Genomic DNA, 23197 nt, shown 5'->3' with positions numbered 1-23197 from the left:
AAATGAACAAAATATACATTTCTTTACTTGCCGTTATCTTGTTATTCCTTAGCATCCCGATTTCTATGAAGGCTGCGAATTCACAAAACAAGACAATATCTATACCAACGGAAATACTTACTGGAACTAAAAGCAAGCAGACATACTATTTAGCTTTGCCTAGTGGAGTCTCCGGTTCTTCTATTAATACGTCATCGTTAAAATATAATGGCACAAATGAAAAAGTGGCTCTCTCCATTGAAAATGGCAAAGTGAAGGTGACACTAAAAGGAGTAGAAGCAAAACAAAGAATTGATAATATATTAGGCTATAATGCTTCATGGCAAGCCCCTTTTGTTACAACACCAGGTAACTCTATTTGGAGATACTCAGATGGAATACGCTGGCAAATTAATCAGTGGGATCAGTATTCGAATACTCAAAAGCATAATGATGTAAATGGTCTAGGTTCGGGGGTACCTAGGGATGATCCCCCTGACATGACAATTGCAACCAAGTCGGATGTGTCTAGGGATGGCTTGAAATGGTATAACAAAAGTGTAGACCAAGTTATAGACCCTGTGAGCATCATAGAATCGTCTGTTCAAATAACTGTGTTAAAGGAGTCTCTTCCACCCCAATATGTTAGTCATAATATTGTGAACGGCAGTCAGTTTATCATTTATTATAAAACGGATGCAGCAGCTACAAACTATGATGCGGAGAATTTACCCGATAGCTGGAAGGGCGGATGGGCTACAGGAAGGCGTTACAGAACATGGCTGAATTATTATTTCACCGCCTCCGCAAACGTAACCTCCTACAAATACAGCGGCAATGTTTCTTTCGACTACAATCTCCCCACGGAACCGACCCTTACAGGGGACGTTACCCTCATTAAGCCCAATCCCAATCCCGCAAAAATCACGGATAAAGTACCCGTCCGAATCTCAGTAAAAGGTGAACTACAAGCCTACTCAGATGTAGCGAATATCAAAGAATGGGTGTTTTATGCTAAAAAGAAAGACCAAAACGGGACATTGCAGACGAAAAAGGAAAATGCCAAGTCCTTAACGGCAAGCAAAGAGTTTGACTTTGAAATTGCCACGGCTGATTTTTCAGGGGAAGAATTTACTCAAAATTATGATTTGTCAGTAATCGTGCGTTTCAATAAAAAGGTTTATACCAAAGCAGGAGAGATTGATTCGCTAGAAGTTAAACTGAGAACTTCGGCAGGGGTATACAAGAATACTCCGACAGTCACCTTTCCACCTGTTGTAAACCCACCAGCCCCTAAAGGAAAGCCGCCTATCGCCAGTATTAGAGCTCCTAGTGAAGTGAAGGCCGGTGATGATGTTTTAATCTTTGGGAATGGTTCTTATGATCCCGATGGGTATATCAAAGATTATTGGTGGGATACATCTGGAGCGCAAGAAAAAATAGGAAATGCCCCAAATGGAACTACATGGTATAGCCAATCGGATGTTGGTAAAACGTTCAATATTCTATTAACCGTTGTGGATAATGATTCGATGTTCGGTAGCACGAGTACAGAGATTACAGTAATCAAACCCGAACCATACGCACGTTTAAGTGTGGGGGGAACGTTAAAGCAAAACCGGAAAGTCATACTCACGAATAGTAGTACCAGCCCCACACGTTTTCCGTTGGTTCCAGAAAAAACATATGTTGTTTTAACTGCTCTTACGGGTGGTTCAAATGCGGACATTAAGTATAGCGGAACATTAGGACAATTTGAGACAAAAGAGCTGCTATTCAAACAGCCCGGAACCTATAAGGCTGCAGTTTATGTGGAGAATACACTTGGCTACTCTTCAAGTACTTCCATTACATTTACCATTGTCCCTGATGAAGTTCCAGTAAATTACTTTTCCATGGCTGGTGTAGCTTACCGAAGTCCGGAAAATGCTAACAAAGCTCTTGTCTCCATTGATGATATGTCCTATTCGCCAGATAAAGATGTCATTGGCCGGAGAGTATGGGAGTATCGCTATGACTCAAATAATGATGGTAATTTTAATAACGAAACTTGGGTTATGTATAGTGATGCAAATCAAGAGCGCTTGAATATGGAATTGAGCCAAGTAGGTAAGTACGAAGTGCGATTAACCGTGTTTGAAGAATTTGGCCAACCTACGATAGATGAATTTGTAACAGCGGGTGACCGGAAATCCACAAATTCGGATGGGCAGGTACAATCGGAAAGAATTGTGGAAGTGAAAAACCGGGCACCAGAAGTGGATTGGTCTTGGTAAGGAGGAGTAACAATGAATAAAAACAAGCTTACCTTTATTCTATTTTTTATGGTATTTCTAATTGGAATGCTCTTTAATCTTCCTTTTGGACCTATGATTGCAAAGGCTTATACAGGAGATCCTAATATCATTCATTATAGAAATATTAATATTCCTGCACATTACAAAACGGAATCCTATTCAGATACTGGGACTATATCGGGATCTATAAATGACCAGCAATTTAGTAACATCCAATACAATCTTACAACAAAAAAATTGACCTTTGATATCAGTCCAACAGCAACATTAACTGTCTCTGCTGATTTGGTACCCTCAAATAGTGGCCTAGATAAACGAGTCGCTAAGGCGGGGGTATGCGTAGCGGGCATTCCTGAAGGTCAACCACTGGATGATGACCCTCTGGTTTATAGATGTCCAGGCCAGTGGAATTCTTCTTATATTTGGCATACAAGTTGGACCCCACTAGACCTAGGGTTTTTTCATGGTCCTTTTGAGAGTAATTCTTTTACGACCACATTTAACCTGGGTACAGAAGCTCCCTATAAAAAAGATATTGGTATGAACTATTATGGCGAGCTTCCAATCGGCATTGCAGTACAATATTTATATGCAGCAGGACAAAATGACGGTAGGGACGGCTATAGTGGAGAAGATGGACTAGGGGGGCCAGCGATAATGACTTGGTTTAACCTCATATTCCCCTTGATTCCCAACAGTCCACCAACCATTAGCATCAACTCACCAAATGATCAGGTGTTGCAAAATGAACCCGGACGAAACACCATGAATATTGAGGGATACGTTCATGATCCGGATAACGAGGATCTCATCGTTAGCGCAGAAATCCCTAACTTATTCTATAAAAAGACAGTTGTAACCCAAACCAAAGGATACAAGCCGTTCTCGATCCCTATAGATGCCATTGAGGATTCCTTACCCCCTGGAGACTATACAATCAATGTGAAGGTATCTGATCCTTCCAATATGACAGAATCCAAACCAATGACTGTAAAAGTAAGGAACCGATTGAAACGCAATGCTTACGTTTTGGTTAACAGTCCGATTGAAAACAGCGGCACAACCTATACGGATTATGAGAGTGATCCGAAACTGATAGAGCGAGTCAGATATCAGCACGATCCTAACTATTTTGAGAATTCTAGGGGCATCATCAGTGATTCCGGATTATGGAGAACGAGCCTATACAACTCCTTTCCTTATACAGGGGAATATGTAGTGACGTATCAGGCCAAAGATATCCCAAAAACCGAGAGTAGTTTCGCTGAGTACCAAATGTGGAGTAAGGATGCTGCCTCCACGATGAGCTTCCAGGTTCACCGAAAGCCGATTGCACTATTTACAGCGCGTCTTGTCGGGAGTTCCATCGTGCTTGCGGATAGCTCATACGACTTGGACCATGTATCCAGAGCAGATAAAGGACTCATGCAATGGCAGTGGCAGTACAAAAAAAGCTATGAAGAAATGTGGACCGATGGCCAACCAACCGGTGCAGTCTCAAGCAAAGATAATTATGATATCCGGCTAAGGGTGCGGGATGTGGATGGAGATAACGGGGCAGGTGCATGGAGTGATTGGTGCCAGCGAACGGTGGGAACTGCTGCGGGGAACTTACCGCCTGTTGCCATGTTCACCGTGAATCCCAGCATTGTGTCATACCATAAGACCACAACGATTATAGATAAATCCTTTGATCCGGACAATGACCCCCTGGATACATACAAATGGAATGTGGTTAAGGATGGCTGGAACACGGTATGGTCGCATTATGGTGCCGCGAATATACCGCCCAATATCGCAGCATATGGGGTAGGAGATTATCAAATTAGCTTACAGGTGCGTGATAACCGGGGGTTATGGTCCGATACGTATAGCCAAAACGTACAGGTAGTAAATCATCCACCGGTAGCCGCGTTTAACATGCCCAATGAAGTCTATAGGGACACGCTGATCACCCTGGATAATCAAACACCTGATCCGGATGAAGATGGCGATGCACTCACGTACACATGGAATGCAAGGGTTAACAGCAGCCCGTATTATTGGTCTGGTAACAATCGGTACCAATCCCTGACCATTCGGGACCTCATTGCCCGTAATGGGATTTCTCCGAAGCAGGCAATCTCAGACGGCTGGGAAATGAGGCTAACGGCTTCGGATGGATCGCTTAGTTCCAATGCTACACGATCATTTGTTGTAAAGAATCACGCGCCTGTAGCCGCAATAAACGGTTCTGCAACGGCCCATCAGTATGATACCCTGTCCTACTCTTCTGATGATGTGGACGAAGATACATCCGATCAAGGCTCCTTAGCCTACTACTGGAAAGTAACAAACAGTGATGGGGCCATAAAGTCATACCGCACATCAAATGTGAATCTTACCTTTCCAGAGCCGGGAGTGTACACCATGGAGCATTGGGCCATAGACCAAATCGGAGATAAATCCAATGTGGCCGTGCTCCAAGTGAGTGTGACGAAGAATCTTGCACCATCTATGGTCCTGACTTCCCCTCCGGGAGCACCGAGTAATCCAACGATTATAGATGCCGAGCTTCAAGGAGATCCTTTGATTAAGTGGACCTATTCTGATCCGGAGAATGATGCTCAGGAGAAATTCCACCTGGATTTTTTCTCGAAGGAAGATGATCTACTGAGTTTTTCTGTAGAAAATCCGGACAGTACTGGATCGCTGCGGCAATATCAAGTTCCTGATCAAACCTTTGAGAGGTTTAAATATTTCTACCTATATGGGAGTGTATTCTCTAAAGAGGCCTGGTCGGATCTTTCGAATGAGAAAGCATTTATCATCGACAACCCACCGCATCCGTGCTTTACCCTGATCACAGATACCGGACGTGACGCGACTACCGTGCCGATCTACCGGACAGATGTACTCCAGATTAAAAGTACAGCTACAGATGCCGATTTACCGAAAGGTGATAGTATCGGGTATCAATATTACCTGAAGCCATCAGGTGGGGCGGAGAGCTTGGCGGGTACGCAGAGCACGTTTACCAAGCAATTCAGTTCGAACGGTACTTTTACCCTGCGGCAGAGGGTTACGGATTCATTGGGGCTGTACCGGGAACTGACTCAAACTCTTACGGTTGTGAACCGTATCCCTACGGCTGATATCACATACCCGGCCAGCGCCAGCCAAGCTAGTCCAACGATCGTCAGTACGCTGACTCCAATCATCAAATGGGATTATCATGACGAAGACGGAGATCTCCAGCAGCGATATAAGGTAAGAATCATTAATCTGACTACCGGAGCGGTCACTGTGCAGTCCAGCGAACAAGCATCAAGCGATGAACAGTGGCAAATACCGTCCAGCGCCTTGGTGGAGAATCAGAAGTATGCTGCAGAGGTAGAGGTCTATGACGGCTTCAACTGGAGCACCGTGTCTCTCCGTAAATACTTTATGGTCAATCTGCTTACGGTGAAGGGCGGGGTCAAGCATACACCAGAATGGAATGCCAATCGCCAAGCCTACAATTTGAATAAAACCGGGAGTGCAGAGAGTCCGCGGGGGTATAGCGTGTATTGGGCGGGAGAACGCTTTGTGCTGCAAGCGAATGCAACCGGGCTGCCAGATACGATTGATGTAGTAATGTCTGGCGGGTATACGGCACAGCTTAGTCCTATAGACAGCGGTAAAACATTATGGAACGGTGAATTGTACGATCCCATTTTTGAAAAACTGCCAGACGGTCCAATTACGTTTACTTTCACCGCAAAGAATGAATATAACACCAAAATAGATGCGGTAACCGTTACGGTGCTGGGAGACTGGACAGAATATTTTCAGAGCCATAGGGTCAAATAGAAAGATGAGGATACGCAAGCTTTAGCATTGTGAATTTTGAACCTGATCATCTTGAACCTGACCGATGTGAGGCATTTTTTGTAAGCAGCAGCGCGCGGAGAGCGGGTGTTCAGACAACCTCTTCCGCACGTTGATCCTGCAGCCTCATCAATCGTGCCGCAACGGAAGCCGGAACTGCGGACCCTGAAGAAGTATGTACACCAGAAGCGTAGCCTGTCATTCTATGTGTTCTGCGCATATAGTAGGACAGCTTGCCGCTGAAGATTTTGTGAGCGCACAGAGAGTCAGCGAAATCTTCGGGAGTCACGAAGCAGGAGGGCTTGGCTACCGGATGAACAGCAGACTCTTCGAACACAGAGGCGACAAAATGGGAGCAGAAATAAGCGTCTTCCCGGTTGATTTTCACATTCAGCAGAACTCCGATCAAGCCTAACAAATGGTATTTGTAGCGGTCCTGATGCTCCATCATGCCCTTCACGTGGTTGTACATCTTTTCGTATTCGTTTTTGCTCACTCGGAGCTGATAGATTGCACAGTCCGCACTGTTATAAAAGGGATGGATAAAGTCCTCGCGGATCAGTCCTGCGACAAAGGGGTTATAGGCTTTTTTTCGCCCAAAGCTATAGACCTCACGAAGTTCACAGTCAAAGGCAATCGAAGCATGATTGAGCTCGGCTTTGGTAAACCATTTAATGAGCCCGCTAAAAGCAGTGCCCGTTCCGGTAAGCACAACGTAGATATTATGATTTGCTGTCATTTTCGCGATTCCTTTCTGCTGGAAATATGAATAATTTGGTATAACCGCTCACTTAAGTAATTCCATCTTACTGTATATTCCAGCATCGTAAAACAAACTTTAGTCTAATTCGGGTACTGGACCAAAGCCTAAGTTGTGAACTGGTCTTATGTATGTTGCAGAATATTTAAGAGGATAACTCCTCCGTTACATCTAAAATAAAACGTTTTCATTCATGAATCTATCATACTCTATTTTTACTCTGGCAGCCTGTTCTTTTCATAGTGCGGGCTGTTTTTTTACTGCTGTTGTAAGGGAGGGAGCTGTTGTTAGTCACTGGAAAATTGATGCATAGATAAGACTGAAACCGCAAAATATAAGCTGTTCGAACATTGAGATTGCAAAAACAATTGGAAATGCTTCCACTTTAGTGATACAATAATAGTCAAAATGACATTCTTGAATTCGAGGAGGATTATTTTCATGACTGAACAGGCAAAAGAACAAGCCATCCACAAAAAAGAAAACTCCACAGTGGACAACCTGGCCATCACGACGATCCGCACGCTTGCTATCGATGCGATTGAAAAAGCAAATTCCGGACACCCGGGAATGCCGATGGGTTCAGCTCCAATGGGGTATCAGCTGTTTGCGAAGACAATGAATCATAATCCGGAGCACCCGACCTGGGTCAACCGTGACCGCTTTGTATTGTCCGCAGGACACGGTTCCATGCTGCTGTACAGCCTGCTGCACCTTAGCGGCTATGATCTGCCGATGGAAGAATTGAAGCAATTCCGCCAATGGGGCAGCCTGACACCGGGACATCCGGAGTTCGGCCATACTGCAGGTGTTGATGCCACTACCGGTCCACTGGGTCAGGGTATCGGGATGGCAGTAGGGATGGCAATGGCTGAGGCTCAGCTAGGCGCTACCTATAATAAAGGCGAACACAATGTAATTGACCACTATACGTACGCAATCTGCGGCGACGGCGATTTGATGGAAGGGATCTCTTCCGAATCTGCTTCGCTTGCCGGCCATTTGAAGCTTGGCAAACTGATTGTCATGTACGATTCCAATGATATCTCGCTGGACGGCAAGCTGAATCTTGCGTTCTCCGAGAATGTTGCCAAACGTTTTGAAGCTTATGGCTGGCAGGTTCTGCGTGTGGAAGACGGCAACGACCTTCCTGCACTGGGCAAGGCTATTGGTGAAGCACAAGCCGACAGCAGCAAGCCAACACTGATTGAAGTGAAGACGGTTATCGGCTATGGCAGCCCGAACAAACAAGGTAAAGGCGGCCACGGTGGTACTCACGGTTCCCCGCTGGGAGCAGACGAAGCCAAGCTGACGAAGGATTTCTACAAATGGGTATATGAAGAAAACTTCTTTGTGCCTGATGAAGTCCGTGCCCGTTTTGCTGAAGTGAAGGAAAAAGGCATTGCAGTCAACAAAGCATGGGACGAGAAATTCGCGGCATACAAAAAAGCATACCCAGAGCTTGCAGCACAGTTCGAAACGGCTCTGAAGGGTGAACTTCCTGAAGGCTGGGATGCGAATCTGCCATTCTACAAAGCTGAAGACAAAGCGGTGTCCACCCGTGTTGCCTCCGGTAATGCTCTGAACGGATTGACTGCGGGAGTTCCTCAATTGGTGGGCGGTTCTGCTGACCTGGAAAGCTCGACAATGACCCATCTGAACGGTCTCGACCAATTCACTCCGGATTCCTATCATGGCCGCAATATTTATTTCGGTGTACGCGAGTTCGGTATGGCTGCGGCGATGAACGGGATTGCCCTGCACAGTGGTCTCAAAGTATTCGGCGGTACGTTCTTCGTATTCACCGACTACCTGCGTCCGGCGGTTCGTCTGGCTTCGATTATGAAGCTTCCGGTAACTTATGTGCTTACGCATGACAGTATCGCTGTTGGTGAAGACGGTCCGACACATGAACCTATCGAGCAGCTCGCTTCCCTGCGCATCATTCCGGGCCTTACGGTGATCCGTCCGGCTGACGGCAATGAAACCTCTGCAGCTTGGGCCTATGCAATGGAAAACACTTCAAATCCGGTAGCGCTGGTGCTGACCCGCCAAAACCTGCCGATCCTGCAAGGCACGGTAGACGGAGTGCGTGATAACATCAAACGCGGCGGATACGTGGTTTCCGATTCCAAGAACGGTACACCGCAGGCACAAATTATCGCAACAGGCTCCGAGGTTCAATTGGCTGTGAAAGCACAGGTTGCTCTTGCCGAAGAAGGCATCGATGTCCGTGTTATTAGTTTGCCGAGCTGGGATTTGTTCGAGAAGCAAGATAAAGCCTACCGTGATTCCGTTATCCTGCCTGAAGTCAAAGCGCGGCTGGCTATCGAAATGGCGCAAACCTTCGGCTGGGAACGTTACACCGGCGATCAGGGTGATATCCTGGGTATTACAACGTTTGGCGCTTCCGCACCTGGCGATACTGTAATCAGAGAATATGGCTTTACGGTTGACAATGTAGTCAGCCGCGTGAAGGCCCTGCTATAATAGACGGATTAAGGACAAAGGGGAGAATAAGCAGATGAGTCAGTTCACCAACGCGACAATTCAAAAAGCAGCTAATATTTATTACGATGGAAAAGTTACCAGCCGTACAGTTACATTGCAGGACGGCACTAAGGTGACGCTCGGCATCATGCTGCCTGGAGTGTATGAATTCGGTACCGAAGGCCCTGAGACGATGGAAATTCTGTCCGGCGATCTAAAAGTGCTGCTTCCCGGCTCAGACATTTGGAAAGAAATCAAGGGTACAGACACCTTCCACGTTCCCGGCAACTCCAAATTTTCGCTGGAAGTATTCGCATTAACTGATTATTGCTGTTCTTACCCGATTTTGTAATTTAAGCCAAGGAATGAAGAGTGTCCCAACAGCTTCGGCTGCTGGGACACTTTTTTTGTTTCAGGCAGATAAATCTACTAATTATTAATATTGACGACATGAATACATTCTCATATGCTTCACTAGCTACCAGAGGGGCCAGAGTGCCTCAAGCAGATAGAATGGGAGATGGGAATGTGATAAAGTCAGGGTTTTGCAAGGAAATACATAAGGTTACGTTATTTTTATTAAGTTTTATGTTGCTACAAACCTTGTGAACCCCAATCAGGTATATTCCTATACGGTAATGCGGATATTGAGAGAGTAGTGAAGCAATACCCCGACCTGGAATCGCTGGGACAAACCGCACCAGGATCAGGTCTGAGAATAAAGAGGTTGGGCTGTATTCTGCAATGCAATCCTATTCATTATGGCTTAAGAAGCAGACTATTCAGTATCTTCAGCAATCTATGAGTTCATATTGAATCAGTGTTTCTCCACTAGGTTCGAGTGAAACCTCGGCGATCTGCACAAATCCCAGCTTTTCATAGAAATATTGGTTTCTGACCGCCCATGAAGGGGTATCCAGTGTCCATTTCTGCGCATTGGGGAAAGTGCTGAACAGGAAGTTGAATGCATCTTGCCCGTACCCCCGGTTTTGATACAGCGGGTCAATGAAGATACGGCCGAGATGGTATTCCCGTTCATCCGGTGAAGCGAATACAAGCATTCCGCCGATGATAGAGTCATCTGCAAGCAGCTTGTAATATAGGCCTTTCTCCATCATCTCGCTTTGCCAGGAGCTGGAGCTATATCCCGGCGGTCCGTCTTCAGCTTTGTTCTGAAACCGCCGGGCGTCGTGATCAAATGTGACTTTTTGGACTTTCGCTAACGCAGGGGCGTCTAACGGATCAGCTAACTGGATAAACAGCATATGGATTTCCTCCTTGGGATTTTAGCCATCAAAAGACGCAGCCTGAAATTCCAGCTGCGCCAAATGAAAACCTGGGTATGTGAGAAGAGTATGCTTATTCCTTGCTTGCGCCATCGCCGATCTTCTGGCCGATCCATTCTTCATAGGATTTGACCACTGCGGACAGATCTTCGTCCCCGAAGCCGTGGTTGAATCCGGCCTGGAACATGCTTTTGGCTACGCCAAGCATAGGTGAAGGCACACCTGTAGAGTCACTGAGTGAGGAGGCCAGCTTGAGATCCTTCAGCATCAGCGCAAGGGAGAACTGGTTGCTGAAATCATTATCGATGATCTTCTGGCCCTTCAGCTCGGCTTGTTTGCTGCCGGCCGACCCGTTCTTCACCAGTTCCAGGAACTTGTCAGCGGGAACGCCTGATTTCACCGCGATGGAGAAGCCCTCAGCGAGCGCGACATTATGAATGCCGACCATAGCGTTATGTGCCAGCTTCGCAACTGCACCGCTGCCGTTGCCGCCCATATGCAGCAGCAGTCTGCCCATAGAGTCGAAGATATCCCGGTGCTCTTCAATGACATCAGCACTGCCGCCAACCATGAATACCAGTGTACCTTCAATGGCGGCGGGTTTGCTGCCCGTTACTGGCGCATCCAGGAACTTTCCACCCCGTTCCTCCACGGCTGCGGCAATTTCACGGGCCAAACCAGGAGATATTGTACTGGAATCGACTACGGTTGCCCCCGGTTTGATCGCATCCAGGATACCGTTTGCGCCATAGAATACTTCACGGATAGAATCATCGTTGCTGATCATGGTAATAATAACATCCTTGCCTTTGGCGGCTTCTTGAGATGTTGCAGCCACCTGGGCGCCTTCTGCCCTGAGAGGTTCGCTTTTGCTTAATGTCCGGTTGTACACTGTAACCCCAAATCCGCTGCGCAGCAGATTGGAAGCCATAGGTGCACCCATGGTTCCGAGTCCGATAAAGCCGATCTGTTTCATTCCGTTTCCACCTTCGCTCTTTGAAATGGCATGCTTTGTTATATTCTATCACGCCCCCAGGGCTTGTTCCACACAACCGTGCTTTGCTCTAGCGGCAAACGCTTCCACAAAAACTTTCAAAAACATGGTACTAAAGCCCGGGATGTGCCTTAAGACCTTGCCAGTACAGGCAAATTAAAGTATCCTATTATAAAGTTGTAACAAACGGTGTCAAATCTAAAGAGATATACAGGAGGTTACCAATACCGATGTCCAAGAAGATTAATTTTGACTACACCAAAGCCCTTTCCTTCTTTAGCCAGCATGAGATTGACTACTTTGCCGCCCCGGTGAAGCTGGCCCATGAGCAGCTTCATAACAAAAGTGGAGCAGGTTCCGACTACCTGGGCTGGATCGATCTGCCTACAGCTTATGACAAGGAAGAGTTCGCCCGTATCCAACAGGCTGCCAAGAAAATCCAAGGGGATTCCGATGTGCTTATCGTTATCGGTATCGGCGGTTCTTATCTGGGCGCGCGTGCAGCGATTGAAGCTCTCTCGCATTCCTTCTATAACAACCTTTCCAAAGACAAACGCAAAACACCGGAAGTTTATTTTGCAGGGAATAATATCAGCTCGACATACATCACACACCTGCTTGACCTTGTAGAAGGCAAAGACTTCTCCGTGAACGTTATCTCCAAATCCGGAACAACTACTGAGCCGGCTATCGCATTCCGCATTTTCCGCGCTGCGCTTGAGAAGAAATACGGCAAAGAAGAAGCACGCAAACGTATCTACGCCACTACTGACAAGGAGAAGGGCGCACTCAAGAAGCTTGCGAATGAAGAAGGCTATGAGTCGTTCATTATTCCTGACGATGTAGGCGGACGTTATTCCGTGCTTACACCGGTAGGCCTGTTGCCAATCGCAGTGGCCGGAATCAACATCGAAGAAATGATGCAAGGGGCCGCAGCCGCAGCCGATGAGTTCAACAATCCTGATGTGGCTACCAACCAGAGCTATCAATATGCTGCAGTCCGCAATGCTTTGTACCGTAAGGGCAAAACAACGGAAATTCTCGTCAACTACGAACCTTCCCTGCACTATGTATCCGAATGGTGGAAGCAGCTGTACGGCGAAAGCGAAGGCAAGGATTTCAAGGGTATTTACCCATCCTCTGTTGATTTCTCCACGGATCTGCATTCCATGGGCCAATTCATCCAAGAGGGTAACCGTAATATTTTTGAAACAGTGATTCAGGTTGAACAAGTTCAGCATCATGTATCGATTGAGAATGATCCGGATGATCTGGACGGTCTGAACTTCCTGACTGGCAAGACCATGGATTTTGTCAACAAAAAAGCGTTCCAGGGTACCATGCTGGCGCACACAGACGGACAAGTGCCGAATCTGATCGTGACCATCCCGGATCAAACGCCTTATACCTTTGGGTACCTGGTGTACTTCTTTGAAAAAGCTTGCGGAATCAGCGGATACCTGCTGGGCGTTAATCCGTTTGACCAACCGGGCGTAGAAGCATACAAGAAGAATATGTTCGCGCTGCTCGGCAAACCGGGCTATGAGAAAGAAAAAGTAGAGCTCGAAGCCAGACTTACCGAATAGTATTGCCGAACACCGCAGATCATTCATACAAGCAGTAAGCACCCGGGAGCAGTCCATAGGTAATCCAATACCATGGCCTGCTCCTAATATATATCAAGTTATTATATAGATGTTAGGAATGGAATAATGATGCTGGAACAATACCGGACGGTGCGCTCTCCCGGTTCCCGGGAAGTCGTAATCCGTAAGTCACGCTTTATCGGTCATGTTATGCCGGTAGAGAACGAAGAAGAAGCAGTTCAATTTATCGAGAATATCAAGAAGCAGCATTGGAATGCCACACATAACTGCTCTGCTTATATGATTGGTGAGCGGGACGAGATCCAGAGACAGTCGGATGACGGGGAACCGAGTGGAACGGCCGGTAAACCGATTTTGGAAGTAATTCGCAGCCAAAACGTTAAAAATGTCGCAATTGTTGTTACCCGTTATTTCGGAGGCATTATGCTGGGTGCAGGCGGATTAATCCGGGCCTATACGGACGGCGCTGTGCTGGCACTCGAAGCTGGAGAAGTGATCACCCGTGTGCTGAGGCGGGAGGTATTTGTTGAAATCGACTATACCTGGCTGGGCAAGGTTGAGAACGAGCTTAGAGGAAGAGGCATTCAGACGGGTGAAACTTTATTTACGGATAAGGTTACGCTGCTGTGTCTTCCACGCAATGATGATGGCGACACATTTATGGCATGGATAACGGATCTTACCCAGGGGCAAGCACTGGTTACAGAAGGGCGGCGGCTTTACTACAGCGAAGGGGAATAAGATATGGCAAGAAGAGCAGTCGAGCAGGAATTGTCGAGGGAAAGAATCCTGGAAGCGGCCAGGCATTTATTTATTACCAAGGGATATCGGGCCATATCGATGCGCAGCATTGGCCAGCATTTGGGGTACAGCCATGGGTCGCTCTATTATCACTTCAAGGAAAAGGCTGAGTTGTTCTACGCCATCGTCGTCGAGGATTTCAATCATGTAGCCACATTGCTGAATCAAGTCATGCAGACTCCTCCTGAAACGGGAATGACCCGGGTGGAACAGCTGATTCTGGAATTTATCCGTTTTGGCTTGGATCATCCTTATCAGTATGAAATTATGTTCATGATCCGTGACGAAGAGCTGCTTGCTTATTGTCGTGCGGAACAGGGCCGATGTTTTGAGTTATTCGCAGGTATTGTGCGTTCTCATATGAAGGAAGAGGGGTATGTGTCCGAAGACTGGCAGAGCATCCCGTTAACCTTGTTCTTGTCTGCACACGGATTTATTTCTTACTATATTCAGGATAAGGTATCCTTCGAAGATGTCAGGCAGGCTGCAATCATGCATGTCAAGGTATTAAGCCGCAGTTTGTAGGGCTTGTTTTTTTATCACTTATCAATTTAGCGCGTTGCATTGGTATTACTTTATTACTTTCAATGGTGAAAGTGCGAAGGCAGTTCTCATAGGTATAGGTGTATAAATAGCGGCTCGCCGGACCAGGCGGAGCCGCTATTTTTGTTAGGCAGGGAAGTGCTTTTGAAATTTGGCGGTTAAGGCTGTCTTAGCCCTCGATGATCTTAAAATGGCATTGCCGGTGTCTGGGCCCGTCGAACTCACAGAAATAAATACCCTGCCAGCGTCCCAGCAGCAGTGCTCCTTCATGAATAATAATACTTTGTGAGGTGCCGGCGGTGATGGATTTCAGATGGGAAGCAGTATTGCCTTCTCCATGGCGGTATTTGGGATGCTCCCAAGGATAAACCTCATCAAGCCTCATTAGCACATCATGCTTGACATCAGGGTCAGCATTCTCATTAATGGCTATTCCGGCTGTGGTATGCGGGCAGTAGACGACGATGATGCCATTCTGTACACCGCTCTTTTTGACATAGGAAATGACTTCGCGGGTGATGTCCCGCAGTTCATCCCGTTTGCTGGTACTGATCTCCATAGTGTGCAGCATAACGTTATCCCCTCTCTGTGTTGCCAATATACTATATTTTACCCCAAAACAGCATGAAAGTAATTGACGGGGCAAGGGGCATTTGGTAAAGTAGTGATAACTTTAAACCAAGTATATTAATAGGAATAATTATGGCTGTAAAGGCGAGTATACCGACCGGTAAGCCGGAGGTGGGGGGACTTATTCTTGAATACGCTGCTTAGACACAAGGGATGGACCTGGGGATTCCGCACGACGATACTTCTTTATTTTGTTGTACTTATTGTTCTGCCGATTCTCGGTGTCTATTACAACTCATTCTCTCTGGGCTTCGGAAACTTTGCCGAGAGCGTCGGCGACCCGATTGCCTGGAAGTCGGTACTGTTGACATTGAAACTGGCCGTTATTGCTACAGTTATTAATGTTCTGCTCGGCACGATGATTGCCTGGGTGCTGATCCGCTATCCATTTCCCGGTAAGGCACTGCTGAACAGTCTTGTGGATTTGCCATTTGCGCTGCCGACTGCGGTTGGGGGGCTAATGATTCTGCTGCTGCTGGGTCCGGGCAGTCTGATCGGCGGCATGGCTGAAGCATTGGGATTTGAGATTGTATTTCACCAGCCGGCTATTGTGATTGCCATGGTCTTTGTAACTTTTCCATTTGTGATCCGTGCGGTCCAGCCGCTGCTGGAGGAATTGGACCCCTCTGAAGAGGAAGCGGCTTATACGATGGGGGCTACACGCAGCCGGGTATTCTGGCAGGTTATTCTTCCTTCCATGGCCCCCGGGATGATTAGTGGCGGCATGCTTGCATTCTCCCGGGCACTTGCCGAATTTGGAGCTGTCGTGCTCGTAGCGGGCAATATTCCGGGACGGACACTAGTGTCCTCCGTGTTTATTTTCGGTGAAGTTGAAAGTGACAATCCGGTCGGTGCCGCAGCAGTGTCCATTATCCTGTTAACCTTGTCCTTTCTCATTCTCTGGCTGATTAATATGCTGCAAATGCGGGGGAGAAGAGCATGAGGAAACTATGGATCGGACTGACTTATCTTGTGTTTTTCCTGCTGATTGCTGCACCTCTCGGGAAAATGGCAATCGGTGCCTTCAGTGAAGGCTTCGGCGGCTTCTGGGCTGCGCTGACCCGGCCGGAGGCGCTGCACGCGCTGATGATGACAGGATTCGTCGTTGTGGTGGTCACGCTGCTCAATACGTTGTTTGGCATTATGATGGCCTTGTATTTGGTAAGGGCGAACTGGCTGGGCAGACGGGTCAGAGGGCTTTTGAACAGCATTGTAGATCTGCCTTATGCCGTATCGCCGGTTATTGGCGGACTGATGATTGTGCTCCTGCTCGGGCCGGATAGTGCGCTGGGTGCTGTATTTGAGCAAATCGGGATGAAGATTGTGTATGCTTTTCCGGGAATGGTCATTGCCACACTCTTCGTGACTTTTCCCCTGATGGTGCGTGAAGTCATGCCTGTGCTTCAGGAGATCGGGTCGCAGCAGGAGGAGGCAGCTTCAACGCTTGGTGCGTATGGCTGGACTACCTTTTGGAAGGTAACCTGGCCCTCCATCCGCTGGGCTGTGATCTACGGTGTGATTCTGACGGTTGCGCGTTCCCTGGGTGAATTCGGGGCAGTGCTGGTGGTTTCGGGGAATATCATGAACAAAACCCAGACGGCCACTACCCTGGTCTATCAGGACGTCGAGAACTTCAATGTAACGGCTGCGGGCGGTATAGCGCTGGTGCTGGCCGCATTCTCCGCGGGTCTGCTGCTGCTTATGGAATGGAGTAAAAGAAGAAAGGAAGTGCATTAATATGCATGTGGAAGTCCGGGGACTCGATAAGCATTTTGGAGATTTTCATGCGGTGAAGGACGTTAACTTCGGAATTACCAAAGGCCATCTTATTGGCCTGCTCGGTCCAAGCGGCGGCGGCAAAACCTCGATACTGCGCATGCTGGCGGGCCTTGAGACACCGGACAGCGGCGAGATCATTTTTCACGGCAAGACTGTAAATAATCTACCGCCCCAGGAACGCGAGATCGGCTTTGTATTCCAGAACTATGCGCTGTTCAAGCACATGACTGTGTATGAGAATATTGCTTTTGGACTTAAGGTGAAAAAGGTGAACAAAAACACGATCCAGCACCGGGTGGCCGAGCTGGTGGAGCTTACGGGACTGAAGGGCTTTGAGAAACGCTATCCGCATCAGCTTTCGGGCGGGCAGCGTCAGCGGGTCGCTTTTGCCCGGGCGCTAGCACCTGAGCCGCAGCTGCTGCTGCTGGATGAGCCGTTCGCCGCGATTGATGCCAAGATCCGGCAGGAGCTGCGTTCATGGCTTCGCGAGCTGATTGAGCGCGTCGGCATCACCTCCATTTTCGTGACCCATGACCAGGATGAAGCCATTGAAGTGGCGGATGAGATTATGATTATTAATCAGGGACGGCTGGAGCAGAAGGGTACACCTTGGGATATCTATAAAGAGCCGAAAACGCCGTTTGTGGCAACCTTTATCGGGGAATCCACACTGATCGGGAGCGCTTCCGAGCTAAAGGGCTTCAACAATGCAGGTGGCGGCAAGCCTACCAAGGCGCTGATTCGTCCGGAATACATCGAAGTAGGCAACCTCAATGAATTCAAAATGGCTTCGGCCACGGAGCAGGGCATCGTGAAACATCTGCATTTCCGCGGCAGTGAATGGCTGGTTGAGGTGGAAGTGAACGGCCACAAGCTGGTGACTTACCGTTCTCTGGAGAAAGAAACCCTTACGCCGGGTCAGGAAATCGCTGTGCTTGTCCACCGTGCCTACTTGTTCAATGACGATCGGAGCTGGATTCAAGAGAATGGACTGAAGGAAGATCCAATGCCTGTATTTATCTAATACTAGAAGGATTTCTAGGTTATCGGGGTTCCCGCAAGTATTTGAGTACGCTTCGAAGTCAAATCTCCACTTTGTGGGGTATCTTGTCAAAGGATGTGTCGCCGGGATGAGGCTTATCAAAAGGAGCAGACAACTGCACGGATGGCTGGCGCCCTTAATGCTGGCAATGCTTGCACTGGCCGTGGCCGGTTGCGGGAATGGTAAGGAAAGTACGGCGGCTGACAGCCCGCAGCATGGGGATCTTACGCTAGTGATTGGAGCCTATAGTGTTGCGAAGGATGCCATGGGTGAGATTCTGCCCCTGTTCGCAGCAGAGTGGAAGGCCAAAACGGGGCAGACACTCACCTTTCAGCAGTCTTATGAGGCTTCAGGAACCCAGGCACGGGCCATTGTTGGCGGATTTGAAGCGGATGTGACGCTGCTGGCGATGGAAGGCGATGTGGAGAAGCTGGTTAAGGCTGGACTTGTTGAACCTAGCTGGAAGGACCGCGGGGTGAACGGAATGGTGACCCGCTCAGTGGTAGCACTGGGTACCCGGGAGGGCAACCCGAAGGGCATTCATGATTTTGCGGATCTGGCGAAGCCTGGGGTGAAGGTACTCTATCCCAATCCGAAGACCTCCGGCGGGGCACAGTGGGATATCAACGCCATCTACGGGGCGGGTCTGAAGCTGTCTGAGGAGCAGGAGGGGGTGAAAGACCCTGCTGCCGCCAAAGCATTTTTGGAGAGCATACACGCGAACGTAGAGTCTCTGGACAAAAGCGGACGGGCTTCCATGGCGGCTTTTGAATACGGGGTTGGCGATGTGATCGTCACTTACGAGAATGAGCTGCTGGCCCGGATTGCAAAAGGTGTGAAATATGAGGTGGTTATTCCCAAGAATACGATCCTGATTGAAAATCCGGCTGCGGTCGTGGATAAGTATGCCAAAGAACATGGTACCAGCGAAGCTGCGGACGCATTGGTGGATTATCTGGCTACACCGGAAGCGCAGGAGGTCTTTGCCAAATACGGGTTCCGGCCCGTTGACAAGCAGGTCTATGCAGAGAATGAGAGCCGTTATCCGGTTCCTGCGGGTCTGTTCGACATTTCGTATCTCGGCGGCTGGAATGAGGTTCGCACTACACTGTATTCGAAGCGGGGCATCTGGTATCAGGTGCTGGCTGGAATCTAGGATAGAGAATTCAGATGAAAAAGAGGGGTCTCACGGCAGGGCAAACCTGCGGATGAGGCCGCTCTTTTTTATATTCAGTTGGGGGGTAGTCCGATGGACCGGAGCCACTTCTTACCGTAGGGTGCAATAGGTGGCTGAGCTGTTCTATAATGATAAAGTGTTTCTGAACATCCGTGACGCATGACGCGAAATTTAAGGAGGGCTGGCTTGTGGACACATTGGTATTCTTGGGAACCGGGGACGCCATGGGCGTACCCCGGGTATATTGCAGCTGTGAGACCTGCATGGAGGCGAGAAGCAACGGAGAAAATATCCGGCTGCGCTCCTCAGTGCTGATTGATAACGCCAGTGATTTCTGGGTCATAGACTGCGGTCCGGATTGGCGGCGCCAGATGGAGCTGCAGGGGCGGCGCAGCATGCGCAGGCTGCTGGTCACGCATGCCCATTTCGACCATATCGGCGGATTGCCGGAATGGGCAGACAGCTGCCGCTGGATGGGGTATAGAGGGGAGCTCTATGCGCCGGCCGAGGTGATTCCGGTGATTCAGCGGCAGTATCCGTGGCTTGGCGGCCACATCGATATGATTCCGTGTGATGACGGAATTGAACTGGACGGCTGGCAGATCCGCACCTGGCGGGTCAACCATGGGAAGAACGGCTATTCCTATGCCTACAGGCTGGAAAAGGACGACTACACCTGGGTCTATTGCCCGGACTCTATTTCCCTCTCGCCGGAGGAAATGAAGCATATGCATGGGGCGGACCTTCTGGTGCTGGGAACAAGCTTTTATTATGAATCTGCTGAGCTGTCCACCCGTTCAGTCTATGATATGACCGAAGCTGCAGAACTGCTGGACATCGTACAGCCAATCCGTGCCGTGTACACCCATATGTCGCATGATGTGGACTTCAGAAAAGACTACATCCTTCCGGGAAATGTGACCCTCGCGGTAACAGGACTGAAGCTGCAACTGGGCCATGGTGAAGGATAAGGCTGACAGAGACAGGACATCCGGAACTGAGGCCAAGCCTATAAGAGAAATTCTCCCCAAGCGTCCCCATTGTGCATGACTGCTGCTGCTCAAGTGGGGGCCTTTTTGCTTTTCACAGGAAATTAGGGTCTTCCTTCGGTGTGAATATGGGAATGGAGGGTTGCTGGGCGCCGTGGGAAATCGGAGTGGAATTAGTGAACTTAAATGGGACTCCAAGGCGTTGGGAAGTGGATTTAGTGGGAATTAGTAGACCTAATCTAAGCGGATTTACCCGTACGTGTGCGAATGGGCCAGATTAAGTTTACTTTGTCCAACTAGCGTTTGCGGGGGATAGAAAAAGGAAGTATTAAGTTCACTTTTTCCACTTGAGCTTGCCTCTGGCCCAAGAATTCTCTCCCCGTATAAGCTCCCGGCTGTGTTCGAAATCTAAGATAGCAGCGGATTTCCGATTGTCGGAAACCCGCTGTTTTTGATTCCTGTCCCTGAAAAATATTGTTCCCCCGACGCTATGGTGACAAGCACAATTGGCTTTTTTACGGGACTTCATGGAGGAGTTCTAAAGAAAGGCATAAAAAGCGAAAAATGTGCAGATCACGCCGTCATGTTACCTACACCCCCTGCATAATCTAGAGTAATTCGTTCACTGCAAGCTTGTTTTGCCTGGTAACGGACGGAGAAAAAAGAGGTCTTTTCTTGGCAGACATGCGGGATGGAGGAACACGCTCGATGGAAGGGTTGCTTGGCAAATTAGTTGAGCAAAACGAGTTGGATCAAGAAGAAATAGTCTATTTTCTGCAGCATCTGACTCCTGAACTCAAGGTCCGGTTGTTTGATCTCGCGGCACAAACCCGGAAGCTGCACTATAATGAAAACGTTTTTATGAGGGGCCTAATTGAATTTTCAAACTTTTGCAAACAGGACTGCCTGTATTGCGGTCTGCGCAGGTCGAACGCTGCGGCGGAGCGTTACCGGCTGACTGAGAAGGAGATTCTGGAGTGTGCAGAAGAGGGATACCGTCTCGGGTATCGTTCATTTGTCCTACAGAGCGGAGAAGATTTCCACTTCACGGAAGCACGGATGGTCCGCTTGGTCACGAGCATGAAGATCCGTTTTCCTGAGGCGGCAATCACTTTATCCATTGGAGAACGGAGCGAAGCTTTTTATCGTGCGCTTTTTGATGCCGGAACTGACCGGTACTTGCTTCGGCACGAGGCAGCTTCACGTTCGCTGTACCAGTCATTGCATCCGGGGATGTCGTACGATAACCGTGTGAACTGCCTGCGTACGCTCAAGAAAATTGGCTACCAGGTTGGAGCCGGCTTTATGGTGGGACTTCCCGGACAGACCCATGAGCACCTGGCAGAGGATCTCCTTTTTCTGAAGGAACTCCATCCGGAAATGATCGGCATCGGCCCGTTCATCCCGCATAGCGCAACTCCGCTTAAAGATGCTCAGGGAGGGACGGTTGAAGATACGCTCGTGATGATTGCAATGGCAAGATTGCTCATTCCGGATGCGCTGATGCCTGCCACAACGGCAATGGGAACTCTTGATCATACAGGCAGGGAAAAGGCGCTTGCAGCGGGTAGTAACGTAGTGATGCCCATACTCTCCCCACTGAGCGTCCGCAGGAAATATGCGCTATATGAGAACAAGATTTGCACGGGGGACGAGGCTTCCCAATGCAGAAGCTGTATGGAGATGAGGATCGCAGCCGCCGGCTATAAGATTGATCTCACTAGAGGGGATCACTGCAGCTTCAACCGCACACCAGAGAAAAGCTAGAGGGAAAGGTTTATTTTAGGCTTATAAGTGAATAATTTCACGTTCGATGGCCTGGAGATAAAAGTACATGCAGCCAAGAGGGTTTTATACGAAGTGATCGTGATCTCATAGAAGGATGCTGACATAACTAAGTTCATGCTTCCGGAGCTAGTTTTGTACGAAGTGATCTCATAGAAGGATGCTGACATAACTTTTAGGAGGAGATTTAATGTCAACGTTGCCAAAAAAGAATGCGCTGGGTTTTTATGAAATCCGTCTGGAATCCATCGGCGGACTTGGGGCCAACCTTGCGGGTAAAATGCTTGCCGAGACCGGTGCGATTGAGCTTGGCTTCAATGCATCCAACTTCTCATCTTACGGCTCCGAAAAAAAAGGGACTCCTATCAAAACATTCGTCCGCTTCTGTGATCCAGAAGTCGAAATCAGGGACCACAGTCCAATTGAAGAGCCCCATCTGGTTGCTGTTTTTCATGAGGCCCTGTACAAGACGGTTAACGTGGTCAGTGGCCTGCAGCCGGACGGTGTTGTCCTGGTGAATACCTCGCGCGGTTTCGATGAGGTCCGGGCAGATCTGAAGCTGGAATACGGTACGGTTGCATTGGTGGATGCCATGGGGATCGCCGTTGAGGAGCAGACGAAAGTCAATACCTCGATGCTTGGCGCTATGTTCCGTATCTGTGATTTCCTTGATCCGGAAGCGATGCGCAAGGTGATCCGCAGAACCTTTGAGAAAAAATATCCGCACCTGGTGGAACCGAACATCCGCACCTTCGACCGGGGATATAACGAAGTGAAATTCAAAACCTACGAAGTGCCTGCAGGGACACAGGCTGTACCTTTCAAGCGTGCGCAGTCTCTGCTCGGCTACGAGACACAAGTTCCCGGCGGTGTGATTCTCGCGCAGGGCAACAGTATTCAGAAGGATCTGAGCGGCTCGCGTTCAGGTGTACTGCCGGTCCTTGATGTGGATTCATGTATTAGCTGCGCGGCATGCGACAATGTATGCCCTGACAACTGTTTTGTCTGGGAGGAAGGCGAAGACAAGCGTGGACGGCCCCAGCAGATCCTGCTTGGCATCGACTATCACTACTGTAAAGGCTGCCTGAAATGCATTGAAGTATGCCCCACAGAAGCCCTCACCAGTATCCGTGAAGAAGTGGGTTTTGCCGAAGAGCATCGCGTTCCCCAAGTGTTCAAGTGATGGAAA

The 23197-nt window shown here is 48.6% G+C and carries 18 protein-coding genes; 14 read left to right on the top strand and 4 right to left on the bottom strand.

The genetic code is table 11. The features are described 5' to 3' along the window. Positions 1-2 precede the first annotated feature (2 nt). Both A3844_RS29125 and A3844_RS29120 read left to right on the top strand, forming a co-directional pair. Positions 3-2255, top strand: coding sequence for a hypothetical protein (locus A3844_RS29125; protein WP_074109297.1), 2253 nt, complete (start codon positions 3-5; stop codon positions 2253-2255). A 678-nt stretch (positions 2256-2933) separates the two neighbouring features. Then, complete coding sequence (locus A3844_RS29120; protein ID WP_143192191.1) at positions 2934-6107, top strand: hypothetical protein; 3174 nt, start codon at positions 2934-2936, stop codon at positions 6105-6107. Between the two features lie 109 nt (positions 6108-6216). On the opposite strand, the gene A3844_RS29115 is transcribed toward A3844_RS29120, so the two are convergent. After that, positions 6217-6864 carry a hypothetical protein gene (locus tag A3844_RS29115; protein ID WP_208619473.1) on the bottom strand — a complete coding sequence of 216 codons (648 nt, stop codon included), beginning with the start codon at positions 6862-6864 and terminating at the stop codon, positions 6217-6219. 462 nt (positions 6865-7326) lie between these two features. On the opposite strand from A3844_RS29115, the gene tkt reads away from it, so the two are divergent. Continuing rightward, positions 7327-9375 carry a transketolase gene (gene tkt, locus A3844_RS29110; protein WP_074109295.1) on the top strand — a complete coding sequence of 683 codons (2049 nt, stop codon included), beginning with the start codon at positions 7327-7329 and terminating at the stop codon, positions 9373-9375. A 34-nt stretch (positions 9376-9409) separates the two neighbouring features. Continuing rightward, complete coding sequence (gene ppnP, locus A3844_RS29105) at positions 9410-9727, top strand: pyrimidine/purine nucleoside phosphorylase (protein WP_074084889.1); 318 nt, start codon at positions 9410-9412, stop codon at positions 9725-9727. A 439-nt stretch (positions 9728-10166) separates the two neighbouring features. On the opposite strand, the gene A3844_RS29100 is transcribed toward ppnP, so the two are convergent. Next, positions 10167-10640, bottom strand: a complete 474-nt coding sequence (locus A3844_RS29100; protein ID WP_074084890.1) for a GNAT family N-acetyltransferase — start codon at positions 10638-10640, stop codon at positions 10167-10169. A gap of 94 nt (positions 10641-10734) precedes the next feature. Further along, positions 10735-11637, bottom strand: coding sequence for an NAD(P)-dependent oxidoreductase (locus A3844_RS29095; RefSeq protein ID WP_074084891.1), 903 nt, complete (start codon positions 11635-11637; stop codon positions 10735-10737). 248 nt (positions 11638-11885) lie between these two features. Between A3844_RS29095 and A3844_RS29090 the strand changes: the two genes are divergently transcribed. The 3 genes from A3844_RS29090 to A3844_RS29080 all read left to right on the top strand — a co-directional run bounded on the left by A3844_RS29090 (position 11886) and on the right by A3844_RS29080 (position 14588). After that, the gene (locus tag A3844_RS29090; RefSeq protein ID WP_074109294.1) at positions 11886-13241 is read left to right on the top strand and encodes a glucose-6-phosphate isomerase; all 1356 of its coding nucleotides are present in this window, start codon (positions 11886-11888) and stop codon (positions 13239-13241) included. A gap of 129 nt (positions 13242-13370) precedes the next feature. Next, the gene (locus A3844_RS29085; RefSeq protein WP_074109334.1) at positions 13371-14003 is read left to right on the top strand and encodes a YigZ family protein; all 633 of its coding nucleotides are present in this window, start codon (positions 13371-13373) and stop codon (positions 14001-14003) included. Positions 14004-14006: 3 nt separating this feature from the next. Further along, positions 14007-14588, top strand: a complete 582-nt coding sequence (locus tag A3844_RS29080) for a TetR/AcrR family transcriptional regulator (RefSeq protein WP_074101599.1) — start codon at positions 14007-14009, stop codon at positions 14586-14588. Between the two features lie 187 nt (positions 14589-14775). Here the strand turns inward: A3844_RS29080 and A3844_RS29075 are convergent, their stop codons facing one another. Continuing rightward, a complete protein-coding gene (locus tag A3844_RS29075; protein ID WP_074109293.1) occupies positions 14776-15177 on the bottom strand; it encodes a secondary thiamine-phosphate synthase enzyme YjbQ in 402 nt (133 codons plus the stop codon). A gap of 186 nt (positions 15178-15363) precedes the next feature. On the opposite strand from A3844_RS29075, the gene cysT reads away from it, so the two are divergent. The 7 genes from cysT to A3844_RS29040 all read left to right on the top strand — a co-directional run bounded on the left by cysT (position 15364) and on the right by A3844_RS29040 (position 23191). After that, a complete protein-coding gene (gene cysT, locus A3844_RS29070) occupies positions 15364-16179 on the top strand; it encodes a sulfate ABC transporter permease subunit CysT (protein WP_074109292.1) in 816 nt (271 codons plus the stop codon). Continuing rightward, entirely contained in the window at positions 16176-16973 is a 798-nt protein-coding gene (locus tag A3844_RS29065; protein ID WP_074084896.1) for a sulfate ABC transporter permease subunit, read from the top strand. The genes cysT and A3844_RS29065 overlap by 4 nt, the downstream gene beginning before the upstream one ends. Before the next feature lies 1 nt (position 16974). Next, positions 16975-18039: a sulfate/molybdate ABC transporter ATP-binding protein gene (locus A3844_RS29060; RefSeq protein ID WP_074084897.1), complete on the top strand. Its 1065-nt coding sequence runs from the start codon at positions 16975-16977 to the stop codon at positions 18037-18039. A 106-nt stretch (positions 18040-18145) separates the two neighbouring features. Continuing rightward, entirely contained in the window at positions 18146-19213 is a 1068-nt protein-coding gene (locus A3844_RS29055) for a sulfate ABC transporter substrate-binding protein (RefSeq protein WP_074109291.1), read from the top strand. 209 nt (positions 19214-19422) lie between these two features. Beyond that, the gene (locus A3844_RS29050; protein ID WP_074109290.1) at positions 19423-20205 is read left to right on the top strand and encodes an MBL fold metallo-hydrolase; all 783 of its coding nucleotides are present in this window, start codon (positions 19423-19425) and stop codon (positions 20203-20205) included. Positions 20206-20907: 702 nt separating this feature from the next. Beyond that, the gene (gene hydE, locus A3844_RS29045) at positions 20908-21990 is read left to right on the top strand and encodes a [FeFe] hydrogenase H-cluster radical SAM maturase HydE (protein ID WP_425270628.1); all 1083 of its coding nucleotides are present in this window, start codon (positions 20908-20910) and stop codon (positions 21988-21990) included. Positions 21991-22198: 208 nt separating this feature from the next. Further along, on the top strand, positions 22199-23191 hold the full coding sequence (locus A3844_RS29040) for a 2-oxoacid:acceptor oxidoreductase family protein (RefSeq protein ID WP_074084901.1): 993 nt from the start codon (positions 22199-22201) through the stop codon (positions 23189-23191). Positions 23192-23197 lie beyond the last annotated feature (6 nt).

This window comes from Paenibacillus helianthi (assembly GCF_001909055.1).
Lineage (GTDB): Bacteria > Bacillota > Bacilli > Paenibacillales > Paenibacillaceae > Paenibacillus_AQ > Paenibacillus_AQ helianthi.
The sequence above is the reverse complement of the archived record's forward strand: the minus strand, read 5'-3'. Positions and strand labels throughout refer to the sequence as shown.